The sequence below is a fragment of the Bradyrhizobium sp. UFLA05-112 genome (genome assembly GCF_053572325.1).
In genome coordinates, this window is sequence record NZ_JBANBK010000039.1 from 63,842 (window position 1) to 76,598 (window position 12,757).

General features: G+C 63.6%; 11 protein-coding genes and 2 tRNA genes. 12 read left to right on the forward strand and 1 reads right to left on the reverse strand.

Annotated features, from left to right (window positions below; translation table 11 throughout):
* Position 1: 1 nt before the first annotated feature.
* The 5 genes from SO180_RS22595 (at position 2) to SO180_RS22615 (ending at position 5,998) form a co-directional block, all read left to right on the forward strand.
* Positions 2-3,103, forward strand: a complete 3,102-nt coding sequence (locus tag SO180_RS22595) for an efflux RND transporter permease subunit (RefSeq protein WP_449381036.1) — start codon at positions 2-4, stop codon at positions 3,101-3,103.
* 38 nt (positions 3,104-3,141) lie between these two features.
* Positions 3,142-3,882 (forward strand): tRNA-uridine aminocarboxypropyltransferase, encoded by a 741-nt coding sequence (locus SO180_RS22600; protein ID WP_449381037.1) that lies wholly within the window; start codon positions 3,142-3,144, stop codon positions 3,880-3,882.
* Between the two features lie 106 nt (positions 3,883-3,988).
* A complete protein-coding gene (locus tag SO180_RS22605; protein ID WP_449381038.1) occupies positions 3,989-4,786 on the forward strand; it encodes an ABC transporter permease in 798 nt (265 codons plus the stop codon).
* A 9-nt stretch (positions 4,787-4,795) separates the two neighbouring features.
* Positions 4,796-5,563 carry an ABC transporter ATP-binding protein gene (locus tag SO180_RS22610; RefSeq protein WP_449381039.1) on the forward strand — a complete coding sequence of 256 codons (768 nt, stop codon included), beginning with the start codon at positions 4,796-4,798 and terminating at the stop codon, positions 5,561-5,563.
* A gap of 361 nt (positions 5,564-5,924) precedes the next feature.
* Positions 5,925-5,998: transfer RNA gene (locus SO180_RS22615), tRNA-Cys, on the forward strand.
* Positions 5,999-6,417: 419 nt separating this feature from the next.
* Here the strand turns inward: SO180_RS22615 and SO180_RS22620 are convergent.
* Complete coding sequence (locus SO180_RS22620) at positions 6,418-6,597, reverse strand: hypothetical protein (protein WP_449381040.1); 180 nt, start codon at positions 6,595-6,597, stop codon at positions 6,418-6,420.
* 265 nt (positions 6,598-6,862) lie between these two features.
* Between SO180_RS22620 and SO180_RS22625 the strand changes: the two genes are divergently transcribed.
* The 7 genes from SO180_RS22625 to SO180_RS22655 all read left to right on the forward strand — a co-directional run bounded on the left by SO180_RS22625 (position 6,863) and on the right by SO180_RS22655 (position 12,636).
* Entirely contained in the window at positions 6,863-7,123 is a 261-nt protein-coding gene (locus SO180_RS22625) for a hypothetical protein (protein WP_449381041.1), read from the forward strand.
* Positions 7,124-7,414: 291 nt separating this feature from the next.
* Positions 7,415-8,578, forward strand: a complete 1,164-nt coding sequence (locus SO180_RS22630; protein ID WP_449381042.1) for a PspA/IM30 family protein — start codon at positions 7,415-7,417, stop codon at positions 8,576-8,578.
* A 10-nt stretch (positions 8,579-8,588) separates the two neighbouring features.
* Complete coding sequence (locus SO180_RS22635) at positions 8,589-9,260, forward strand: OB-fold-containig protein (protein ID WP_449381043.1); 672 nt, start codon at positions 8,589-8,591, stop codon at positions 9,258-9,260.
* Positions 9,261-9,271: 11 nt separating this feature from the next.
* Positions 9,272-10,975 carry a flotillin family protein gene (locus SO180_RS22640; RefSeq protein WP_449381044.1) on the forward strand — a complete coding sequence of 568 codons (1,704 nt, stop codon included), beginning with the start codon at positions 9,272-9,274 and terminating at the stop codon, positions 10,973-10,975.
* 229 nt (positions 10,976-11,204) lie between these two features.
* Positions 11,205-11,573, forward strand: coding sequence for a hypothetical protein (locus SO180_RS22645; RefSeq protein ID WP_449381045.1), 369 nt, complete (start codon positions 11,205-11,207; stop codon positions 11,571-11,573).
* Positions 11,574-11,726: 153 nt separating this feature from the next.
* Positions 11,727-11,801 (forward strand) — tRNA-Asn (locus SO180_RS22650).
* A gap of 631 nt (positions 11,802-12,432) precedes the next feature.
* Entirely contained in the window at positions 12,433-12,636 is a 204-nt protein-coding gene (locus SO180_RS22655; RefSeq protein WP_449381046.1) for a CsbD family protein, read from the forward strand.
* The last annotated feature ends 121 nt before the right edge of the window (positions 12,637-12,757 follow it).

Below are 12,757 nucleotides of genomic sequence, written 5' to 3' on the forward strand. Positions count from 1 at the left end.
GATGGCATCGATCTCGGAGCCCTTCATCCGCAGGCCCGTCGCCACGACGCTGCTCTCGATCGGGCTCTTCCTCCTGGGTGTCGTGGCCTACGAGTTCCTGCCGGTCTCGTCGGTGCCCAACGTCGACTTCCCCGCCATCTTCGTGTCGGCGAGCCGGCCTGGCGCAGACCCTTCCGTCATGGCGGCAACCGTCGCCGCACCGCTGGAGCGGCGCCTGGGCGAGATTGCCGGCATCAACCAGATCACCTCGACGAGCTCGCTCGGCACAACCAACATCCAGCTTCAGTTCAATATCGGCCGCGATATCGATCGCGCCGCGCGCGACGTGCAGGCGGCGATCAACGCATCGCTGATTGACCTGCCAAGCGATTTGCCGGCGCTGCCGCGCTTTCGCAAAGCGAATTCCGCCGCAGCCCCCGTCTACGTGCTGGCTCTGACCTCCAAGACGATCTCGACCGCCGCCATCTATGACGTCGCCGATACCGTGCTCGCGCAGAGGATCTCGCAGGTGCCGGGCGTCGGCAACGTGACGATCAGCGGCGCCGATCAGCCGGCAGTGCGCATCCAGCTCAATCCGGTCGCGCTGTCGAATGCCGGCATCGCCACCGACGACGTGCGGACCGCCATCATCAATGCCAATCCGCTCGGTCCGATCGGCATCTTCAACGGCGAGCGCCAGAGCGAGACGCTGGCGCTGAACCGGCAGATGCGCACCGCCAAGGAATTCCGCGACATCGTCATCAAGAGCTCGAACGGCAATTTCGTTCGTCTCGCCGACGTCGCCGACATCGAGGACTCCGTCCGCAACGCGCGTTCCATCGCCTGGTTCAACAAGCAGCCGGCGGTGCTGATCCAGATCACCAAGCAGGGCGATGCCAACGTCATCGATACCGTCGACCGGGTCAAGGCGCTGATCCCCGAGCTGAAGCAGTGGATTCCGGCAGGCGTGGATATCTCCACCCTGGTCGATCGCACCGGCACGATCCGCGCCAGCGTGCAGGACATGCAATGGACGCTGCTGGCGACCGCGATCCTGGTCATGGTCGTGGTGTTCGTGTTTTTGCGGCGGATCACCCCGACGATCGCGGCCGGCATCTCAGTGCCGCTTGCGCTCGCCGGCACCTGCGCCGGCATGTGGCTCGCGGGCTTCTCGATCGACAACCTCTCGCTGATGGCGCTCGCGATCTCCGTCGGATTCGTGGTCGACGACGCCATCGTGATGATCGAAAACATGTTCCGCAATCTCGAGCATGGCATGCGGCCGTTCCAGGCAGCGCAGGAGGGGGCGAAGCAGATCGGCTTCACCGTGCTGTCGATCAGCCTGTCGCTGATCGCGGCATTCACGCCGCTGATCTTCATGGACGGCATCGTCGGCCGCCTGCTGCGCGAATTCTCGCTGACGCTGACCTTTGCGATCGTGGTCTCGACGCTGGTCTCGCTCACGGTCACGCCGATGATCTGCGCCCAATATATCCGGAACACCACGTCGGAGACGGCCACGCTGTTCGACAGGGTGATCGAGGGATCGCTGTCGCGCATCGTCAATTTCTACGCGCGGACCTTGCGCGCCGTGCTTGAATTCCCGCTTTCGACGCTCATGGTCTTCTTCGCCACCATCGCCCTCACGGTGACGCTCTACGCCAAGGTGCCGAAGGGCTATTTCCCGACCGACGATTCCGGATTCATCATCGGCGCGACGCGGGCCTCCGCCGACATCTCGTTCCAGTCGATGCTGGGCTTGCAGCAACAGCTCGCCGACATCGTGATGGCCGATCCGGCCGTTGCCGGCATCGGCTCGGTGCTGGGCGGCGGCGGGCCGGGCCCGGCCACCTCCAACCGCGGCACGATGTTCATCAGCCTGAAGCCGCCGGCCGAGCGGAATTATGTCTCGACCGAGATCGTCATCGATCGCTTGCGCCGCAATCTCTTTCGTGTCGCCGGTATCCGCCTGTTCATGTTCGCGGCACAAGACGTCCGCGCCGGCGGACGGCAGAGCGACTCGAACTACCAGTATACGCTGTCGAGCACCGATCTCGACCTGTTGCAGCAGTGGGCGCCTATCGTCGCCAAGCGAATGGAGACGGTCGAAGGCATAACCGACGTTTCCGCCGATCGCGATCCCGGCGGATTGCAGCTCACCCTGTCCATCGACCGCCAGAACGCCTCGCGGCTGGGTGTCCGCGTGCAGGACATCGACAATGCGCTGAACAACGCGTTTGCGCAGCGGCAGATCTCGATCATCTACACCCAACGCAACCAGTACATGATCGTGCTCGAGACCGATCCGAAATTCCAGGTCGACCCGACCAATCTCGACCGCATCTATGTTGCGGGCGCCAATGACGTGCAGGTGCCGTTGTCAGCCGTGATCCGCGCCCAGCGCGGGCTCGCCTCGCTCGCCGTGTTTCACTCGCAGGGATTCCCCTCGACGACCGTGTCGTTCAACACCTTGCCGGACGTGCCGCTGCAGGTCGCGACCCAGAACATCCAGCGTGCGGTCGAGGAGTTGCACATGCCCGAAGGCATTCGCGGCAGCTTTGACGGCAACGCCGGCGATTTCGCCCGGACCAGCGGCCGGCAGCCGCTGCTGATCCTTGGCGCGCTGGTCGCGATGTATATCGTGCTCGGCGTGCTCTATGAGAGCCTTGCTCATCCACTCACGATCATCTCGACCTTGCCTTCGGCCGGGCTCGGGGCGCTGCTCGCTCTCCAGATCACCAACACGCCGCTGACGGTGATCGCGTTCGTCGGCATCATCCTGTTGATCGGCATCGTCAAGAAGAACGGCATCATGATGGTCGACTTCGCGCTCGACGCCGAGCGCCAGCGCGGCCTATCGTCGGCTGATGCGATTTTTGAGGCGTGCCGGGTGCGCTTCCGCCCGATCCTGATGACGACGATGGCTGCGTTGTTTGCCGGCATTCCGCTCGTCATCGCGACGGGGCCCGGCACGGAATTGCGCCGGCCGCTCGGCATCACCATCATCGGTGGCCTGTTCGTGTCGCAGATCCTGACGCTCTACACGACGCCGGTGATCTATCTCCTGATCGACCGGCTGCGCCGCCGCTCCGAGCCGGGTGCAGTGCATGCGCCTGCGGAATAACGGTTGTTGAAGCGCAGGGCCAAGCGTATAGCGGCTGGATGTCGAACCCGTCTGACGTCACCACCGCAGCTCCCGAACCAGTTGCCGAATGTCCACACTGCCAGAAGCCGATGCCGCTGTGCATCTGCGACAGCGTCACAGCGCTCGACAGCCGCATCGCGCTCCTGATCCTTCAGCATCCGCAGGAGCAGGACAGGGCGCTCGGCACCGCGCGGCTGACGGCGCGGCATTTTGCCGATGCGACGGTGCGGGTTGGGCTGTCATGGCCGAGCCTTGCCAAGGCGCTCGGACGACCGGTCGCGGATCCCGCGCGCTGGGCGGTGCTCTATCTCGGATCGGCGCGCGCCACCGATCTCGATAGCGACGCCGACATCATCGCGCTCACGCGCAAGGGCGAGATCGCCGACAATCAGCGCGCCATTTTGAACAGGATCGAGGGCGTGGTGCTGCTCGATGGCACGTGGAGCCAGGCCAAGGCGCTGTGGTGGCGCAATCCCTGGATGCTGAAGTGCCAGCGCGTGATCCTCAATCCCGCGAGGCCGTCACGCTACGGGCGCTTGCGCCGCGAGCCGCGCCGCGACGGGCTCGCCACCATCGAGGCTGCGGCCATGATGCTCGCGAGCCTCCAGCAACGGCCCGACATCGCCGAAACGCTGCATGCGAGTTTTGAACGGATGTTAACACGCTATCGCAAAGTGCTGGCGGAGACGCCTGAACTTGCGCCAAAACCGGCAGGCCGAGGCCGCCGGCGCGATTTTCGCCGCAGCCGCCGCGGCTGACCGCCAGCGCCGAGGGCTTGCCCGCTGCGGAGCGGGCAGATAGAGACTCGGGGGGCATATATTGCCATCCCGTGATCGGGCCTAGCGTTGGAAAGCCAGGAGCGGGATGGGAAGTCGCATTCAGGCTGCGGCCAGGGAAATTGTCCGGCAAGGGGCGCAATTCGATCGCTGGGGCACGCTCGCCCTGATGGACATCTCCTTGCGTTATCGCCGCACCGTGATCGGCCCGCTCTGGATCACGCTGACTCTCGCGGCAACCATCGCCAGCGTCGGCACGGTCTATGCGACGCTGTTCAAGCAGGACGTCGCGGTCTTCCTGCCGTCCTTCGCCGTCGGCCTGATCGTCTGGACGCTGATCGCCGCAACGCTCCAGGAAGGCTCGAACATCTTCGTGGCCTCCGGCCATCTGATCAAGGCCGTGCCGGCGCCGCTGATCGTGCACGTGTTGCAGATGACGGCGCGCAACGTCGTCATCTTCCTGCACCATCTGCTGCTGGTCGGTCTGCTCTATCTCGTAGTGCCCTGGCCGCTGCACTGGACCCTGGTGCTCGCGGTTCCCGGCTTTGCGATCCTGCTGGTCACGCTGGTCGGCGGTGCGACGGCGCTGGGTATGCTCTGCGCGCGCTTTCGCGATATTGGATCGGCGATCGTCAGTGGCCTGCAATTCGTCTTCTTCCTGACGCCGATCATCTGGACCGAGGACGCGGTACGCGGGACGGCCTTCCATTGGCTGACGCGGGTCAATCCGTTCGCGACGTTGCTCGATCTCGTGCGCAAGCCGCTTCTGTCGCAGCCTGCCGATCCGGAGCAGTGGCTGCTCGGATCGCTCTACGCGGTCGGCATGGCGATGATCGGCCTCGGCTGCTACGCGAGATACCGCCATCGCGTCGCGTACTGGATTTAGGTGCGCGCCATGAGCTCCGCTGCCCATATCGTGCTGCGCAATGTCTCGGTCGCGTTTCCCGTGCTGTCGTTTCGCGACCGCTCGCTGCGCAGCCGGTTCGTGCGCGCGGTGACGCTGCGGAGTGCCGGCAATGCGCCGCGCCCGCACCTTGTCTCCGCGCTGAACGGCGTCGATCTCGAGATCCGCGCCGGCGACCGGCTCGGCATCATCGGCGCCAACGGCGCCGGCAAGACCACGCTGCTCAGGGTGCTGGCCGGCATCTACCATCCGACCGCCGGCACGGTCGATGTCTGCGGCCGCTGCCTGTCGTTGTTCGATCTCGCCGCCGGCTTCGACGAGGAGGCGACCGGTTACGAGAACATCCTGCGGCGCGGGCTGGTGATCGGAGCGCGGCGCACCGAGATCGAGGCGCGGCGCGCGGAGATCGCCGAGTTCACCGAGCTCGGCGACCGGCTCGACCTGCCGCTGCGTACCTATTCCAGCGGCATGATGCTGCGCCTGATCTTCGCGGTCGCAACCGCGATCGAGGGCGAGATCGTGCTGCTCGATGAGTGGATCGGCGTCGGCGACCAGCACTTCCGCAGGAAAGCGCGGCAGCGGCTCGACGCGATCGTGGCGCGCGCCGGCATCCTCGTGCTCGCCTCGCACGACATCGATCTCATCAAGAACACCTGCAACCGCGCGATCCAGTTGCGCGACGGACGGATCGCTGCCGCAGGTTCGACCGAAGACATCCTCGGCCAATACCTGGCTGGCGCCGGCGAGGGCAGGGCTTAATCCAACCGCCGTTGGAACCTTGAGTCGGATTACCACCGCTTGTTGGCGTTTGTGACCTGACCAAGGCGGGCGCAGAAAAAAATGGAAATTATGGACTGGAAGCGCCGGCAGGGCTGAGCGAGTCTGGACATTGAGCACCACAGGCTAAAGTGGTGCCACAGGGAAGAACGCTCATGCTCGCCGCGCTCGAGATCAATTTCGCGCTGTGGGGGATGATTATCTGCGCAAGCATCAAGCTGGCCGAGATGCTTGGGTAGCGGCCGCCCCGCCGCAATCTGGACGACCTTCCAAAACTGATCGGGAAGTCGGATGAAGGCGGTTGCCTAAGTCCTTGATCCCCTATATCAGTCCGGCCTTACGGGGCCACGTGGCGGAGTGGTTACGCAGCGGTCTGCAAAACCGTTTACACCAGTTCAATTCTGGTCGTGGCCTCCATCACAACCTCCTGATTTCCCAGCGTAAATCATGCCAGCGTGCGGACCCCATTCCGCCAGATGATGCGACGCGGTCCGAACTCACCCGGATTTGTCCGGGGTTGGCGGTTAATCGCGATTCAGGTGCCTTGGCATGAAGATCGCATCACCTAGATGATGAGTCCTGAAGCCGAGAATCTTGGAGCGCACGTGGGCGAGATCGTCCGATTTATTCCGAAGTCCGAGATCGAGCGGGCCCGTCTGATACGGGAAGCCCGCGCGATCTATGAGAGCATCTTTCCGTCCACTGGTCCTGTTAGGGACTCACGTGAGTCGGACGACCAGTCAGGCACTGAGAGCTGATTGATTGTTTCCGCCAGATGCGAGGCGGCGACTGTTCTTACGGACGTAGCTTAAAGGGAAGAGTGCGGGACGTCGTGCTCAGCCGGCGGCGTACCAGCCATCCGGAAACGGCAGCAGCGGCCAAGCGCCTTCGTTGTCGTTGGCGGCCTTGAGCGACGCGTCGAATTTCCACGAGCGGGGCACGAATTCCTCCTCCGGTACGGGCTCGATGGCGGCCCGCACGGCATCCAGCAGCAAGTTGAATTCGGCTTCGCTCATCGCACCCTCCGGACCATTCCCGACGGCGCAAACTCGCAAAACCGGCTTTTTTCCCGATTGAGCGGATCGGTCGAATTTTATCGATCCGTCGATCGGCGCTCGTTTGGTTAGTGATTCCCTAAGAAAACCGGCGCGGAACCTAAGGGGTTCCACCGCTGCGCCAGTGTGAAAGAGATCACATTCCCAGAAGTTTCTTTCCCGTAAGTCTGGCGTGAAGCCGGTCAATGAAGGGCCGGGGCGGCCGAAGCCGACGGGAGACGCGACGATGAAGGCGAGGTTCCTGAAGTTAGCAGGCGTAAAGAGCCGGGCCCGGCGGGCCTCGACTCTCGGGTTGTTCCTGGCGCTGTTTGCTTCCGCCGCCTCCGCCCAAGGCACACCCGAACAGCGCCGGGCCTGTACCCCCGACGTCTATCGTCTCTGTGCCGGCGAGATCCCCAACGTTCGCGCCATCACCGCGTGCCTGCGTCGCAACAAGGCGAGCCTGAGCGAAGCCTGCCGCGCCGTGTTCGACCAGGCGGGCGGTTAAGCTGGCTACCTGTGGGTTCGTGCGCAGCAAGTTAGGTCAGGCGCAGTCGAAATCGGCGCCGCAGCCCTGTGGATATGCTGCGGACAAGCTGTGCGTGGCTGTGGCCCGGTTCTCGCATTTCGATGAAAATTGCAACCGGCGCGGGCAAGAAGTCTTGATCGGCGGTGGTGTATCGGTGAGCGGAGGTCTTTGAACGCCGTCCCTGTCGGCGGCGACTAACCAGTACAGTGCATAAGGATCAGTGAAACGTGATCGGTTTCTCGCCTTGTAAAGCACCAAAATGGTGCTTTAGTGCTTTTCATGAACCCGTCCCCCCGACAAGCGCCATCCGCACTGCGCTACAGGCTCGCCCCTGAGCCGGCCGTCAAAGCCGCGCTGGAGGCGACCTTCGACGCCTATGACCGCATGATGGAGATTCTGGAGGAGGTCGCCCGCACCCATAATGTGGGCTCCAACGTCGTGCTGCTGCATGCCCATGCCTACGACGCGATCCGGAAACAGACCGGCCTGCCGTCACGTCTGGTAACGCTGGGGCTGCGCGACCGCGCCGACTATCGCGCATCGAGCGGCCGGCGGCTGCCGCTCGACGACAAGCTCGCCAAGCTCAAGGGGCCGACCACGATCTCGATCGCCACCGTGCAAGGGCGCTTCAGCGTGCCGTTCGATTATGTCGGCTACGCCGAGGGCTGGGGCCAGAGCGTGCCCGCCCATCTGATCCGCACCGACGACGGTTTTGAAATTCACTACGGCGTCACGCCGAACAATCTGCCAGAGGAGGAGAACGCCATGGAGACCATCGCTGCCGCCCCCGAGAACTTCCTGTCCCGGGTCGGACGCCTGATCGCAGGCATCGCCTATGACGCGATCGAGCAGGCCGAAGGCAAGAACAAGCTGAAGGTCGTGGGCCAGGCCATCCGTGAGATCGAGAACGCGGAGAACGAGGCCCGCGAAGCGCTCGCCGCCGCGCGCGCCGAGGAATATCGGCTGAACGCCCGGCGCAGCGAGATCGAGCGCGCGATGACCGATCTCGCCACAAAGATCCAGGGCGCGATCGACGACAGCCGTGATGACCTCGCCCGCGCCGGCATAGCACGGCAGATGGACCTCGAAGCGCAGTTCGAGGTGCTGTCGCGCGCGATCGACGAGAACAACGAGAAGATCGAGCAGTGCGTTACCTCGTTGCGCGCGGTGCTCTCGGCACTTCAGGATGCCGAGCAGCGGCGCGCCGATCTCGAGAAGAGCGAGGCGGCCGCAGGCACACATTCTACCGCAACTTCGACGAAACAGACCGGCAACTCGGCTGCAGCAAAGGCGCTGCGCGCGGGCAGGGCGGTGGCGCGGGCCACCGGCGTGCCGGCCGGCATTGCGTTCTCGAGCGACATCGACGAGCTCAGCGCGTTGCATCGCGACAAGGAGATTGCGGCGAGGCTTGCGCGGTTGAAGACGCGCTCCTGAGTTCGCGGCCATGAGCACATTGCTCGAACATGTGATGGCGCCCGAGGTCAGGCCGTTCGCGATCGCGGCGGCCATGATCGTCATCGTCGGCTCGGTCGAGGTGGTCTCGATGATGGTCGGGGCCTCCCTGAGCGAGATCCTCGGCAACGCCGTCGACTTCGACCATCCCGGCCACAGCGGCGTAATCAACGCGATCTCCTGGATCAATCTCGGCGGCGTGCCGCTGTTGATCTTCCTGCTGCTGATGCTCGGCGCCTTCTCCATCACCGGTTTCCTGATCCAGGACGTGGCGCGGATGGTCGCCGGCCCCTTGCCGGCGAGCATCGCCTCGCTCGGCGCGGTGATCGTGTCCGTCCCGCTGGTGCGTGTCTCCAGCGGCTTCATCGCAAAAATCATTCCCAAGGACGAAAGCTACGCCGTCGGGCTCGGGGATCTCGTCGGCCGTGTCGGCGAGGTCGTCATCGGGCCCTTGGACCAGGGCCCGCCCGGCCGCGTCAGCGTCGCCGACGTCCATGGCAACCGGCATTTCGTTTGGGCGGTCGCGGCGCCTTCCTCAGAACCGCTGGCGCAGGGAAGCCTCGTCCTGCTGGTCGATCGCGACGGCACCCGCTTTTTGGCGGTGAAAGCCGACGATGAACTCAAACCGTCCAAGTCCACTCTAAGCAATCAGCACAGCCATTAGCGGAGAGATTCATGTTTGACATCGCAGTCCCAGCCATGATCGGCGTTGCGCTGATCGTCGTCCTGGGCATTGTGTTCACCACCCTCTACAAGCGCGCCACGCGCGACGAGGCATTCGTCCGCACCGGCCTCGGGGGCAAGAAGGTCGTGCTCGACGGCGGCGCCATGATCCTGCCGATCTTCCACTCCTATGCCAGCGTCAATCTGAAGACGCTGCGGCTGACGGTCGAGCGCAAGGAGCGGGAATCCCTGATCACCAAGGACCGGCTGCGCGTCGATATCGTCGCCGAGTTCTATGTCCGCGTCCGTCCCGACGATGAGAGCATTGCGCTGGCGAGCCAAACGCTGGGCGCGCTGACCAATGACGCCGAAGCCCTGCGCAACCAGGTCGAGGCAAAATTCGTCGACGGCCTGCGCTCAGTGGCGGCCACCATGACCATCCTGGAACTGCAGGAGAAGCGTAGCGATTTCGTCAAGCACGTGCAGGCTACCGTGGAATCCGACGTCAAGTCCAACGGACTTGAACTGGAGTCGGTGTCATTGACGAAACTCGACCAGACCGACGTCAAGTTCTTCAACCCGGAAAACTTCTTCGACGCGGAGGGTCTCACCCAGCTCAAGACCATCACCGAGACCCGCCGGCGCGACCGCAACGCCATCGTGCGCGACAACGAGGTGGCGATCGCACAAAAGGACCTCGAGGCGCGGCAGCAGACCCTCGGGATCGAGCGGACCAAGAAGGAGGCCGAGCTCTCGCAGGAGCGCGACATCGCCAACAAGACCGCAAGCACGCGCGCCGAAGTGGCCACCGCGACGCAGACCGCGCGCCTGACCGAGGAGAACGCCCGCATCGACACCGATCGCGCGGTCGCCGAGAAAGAGGCCGGCGCCAAGCAGATCAAGGAAACGGCGGTGATCGAATCCGATCTCGCCATCAACAAGCGCAAGACCGACGCGCAGCGCGAAATCCAGATCGCGACGCAGGAGAACGAGATCCAGATCGCGGCCAAGAGCAAGCAGACCTCCGAAGCCGTCGCAGAAGCCAAGACTGCGGAAGCCGTGGCCGTGTCAGCGGAGGAAAAGGTCGTGACCGCGCGCGCGGTCGAGGTCGCCGACCGTGCCCGCCTCACGCAGGTGCTCGCCGCGCGCACCGAGGCCGAGCGCAAGTCGACCGAGCTGATCGTTGCGGCCGAAGCCGAGAAAAAGGCCGCCCTCGATCGCGCCGAGGCCACCAAGACGCTCGCGAGCGCGGAAGCCGAAGCCAACAAGATCAAGGCAGCCGGCGTCAAGAACATCGGTGAAGCCGAGGCGGCCGTGATCACCATGAAGAACGAGGCGCAGAACAAGCTCGGCAGCAACGTCATCGATTTCGAGATCGCCAAGAAGCGGATCGAGATGATGCCGTCGGCGCTCGCCGAGATGGTGAAACCGATCGCCAACATCAAGGACGTCCGCATCCTGCATACCGGCGGCGCTTTCGGAGGCAACGGCGCAGGTGGCAGCAATGCCGGATTCGGCGAAGGTCTCGCCGGCGAGTTGTTGAAGGTGCACGCGCTGCGGCCGATGATCGACGAGATCCTGCGCCAGAGCGGCTTTGCACCGGGCGAGGATCCGGTGAAGGCACTGGTCGGTGCCGTCACCGGCAAGAGCAATGGCGCTGCGGTCGAAGTTGCGGGAAGCGTGCCCGCGCCGCAGACAACCGACGCGGCAGAGTAGGCCGTGAATGCGCCGGCTATGAATGCCCATTCATTGCTGGCGTGAGCCCTAGTCGATAAGAACAGGCCGTGCGCTTCTCGCGTGGCGTACCGTTCCGGAGTGCAGGTCGATCGCGTGTCGAACCTTTCGATCGCTCTCCGGACGAACCCTGCAAGGTAATGCATTGGTTGCCCCGGCGCCTCCGCCCACGACGGGCAAGCGCCGGATTTTCTTTTTCATTGGGGCTCTCATGAAATATTTTCTGTCTGCACTCATTGCACTCGGTCTCGCGGTCACAGCCGCGCCATCGCAGGCCGCGGATTCCCGCAACGTCTCCGTCGTCAACGAGACCGGCTACGCCATCAAATTCCTCGGCTTCAATTCGCCGGACGATGATCTGGACGAATGGGACAACGAGCTCGACAAGACCTTGCAGAACCAGGCGAGCACGTATGTCGAGTTCGACGAGGACGATGAAGGATGCGTCTGGAACATCCGCGTCGACTGGCAGAACTACAACGAGTCCGTGCTGTGGAAGAACGTCAACCTCTGCAAGTTCAACGTGCTGAGGTTGCGCTACGACCCCGGCACCAAGACGACCTCCTTCATCGCGGAGTGAGCGTCGCATCACGGCGCGTCCGCGCCCGCAGCGGGGACCGGCGGGGAGGGGACGAGCGCCCTTCCTCCTGATGGCGAGGATATGACGAATTCGTCCTTTGCAAGCGCCGGAGGCTTTGTTATACGCAGCCGCGCGAACGTTGGTTCGCCCTTTTCCTCGGTAGCTCAGCGGTAGAGCATCCGACTGTTAATCGGATGGTCGCTGGTTCGAATCCAGCCCGGGGAGCCATCAGGCTGTTCTCAGCCGTTCTTTCTCATTCGCACTCATCCGCTAACCCCGTCTAACCATTGAATTTTCCGGCTGACCCGACTGCGTCGGCGTTCGGAGCGGAACGGTTTCGTTCCCCGCCGTTCGCGAAATTTCCGGCGTATCAGTCGGGTATCGGCAAGAAGCAGGGCGGTTTCGAATGAGGTGGTATTTCGAAATCGAGAACGAACCATGAAACTGGCGTTGGCGCTCTCCGACTGGCGAAGCCGCCTAGGCGGTGAAGCTGGCGGAGGCTCGCCGGGGGGCATCAGGACACCAAGATCACCCTCCAGGCAGGCGTTGACCCTTCGGCGGCTCGGCAGGTCTCACGACTCGCGGCTGAATGTCTCTTGCTAGTCGTGACGCTGGTCGATGACGCCGAACTGCCTCGCCTAACTGCGTTCGCTCACGAGGAGCTTGATCGCGCTCTCGATGAGCGGAAGGCGGACAAGCGAACCGGTCCATAGGACATCCCGCTGAACGGCAAGACTAGACCTCGGCGCGTCGGTCCACTTTTGAACACTTGGCGTTCACCCGCGCGACGCTCTGCCGTCGCGGAACGAAGGCATCCGTTGCTCCGTTGGTCGATCTCATTCGTTCAAGGAGGATCGTGATGGACTGGAACCGCGTCGAAGGAAACTGGAAGCAGATGAAGGGGAAGGTGAAAGAGCAGTGGGGCAAGCTCACCGACGACGACCTTGATGTGATCAACGGCAGGCAGGAACAACTCGAAGGCCGACTGCAGCAACGGTACGGCTACGCCAAGGATCAGGCGCAGAAGGAAGTGAATGACTGGTACGGCCGTCAGAAATGGTGATGATAGTCCACTCGAAGAACCCCGCAGATGCGGGGTTCTTTTTTGCTTACGACGCCGCATCTTGCCGCATGTTAGTGCGTGCCGCTGCGATATCTGCCAGAATTTCCCGGTGGTCCAACGA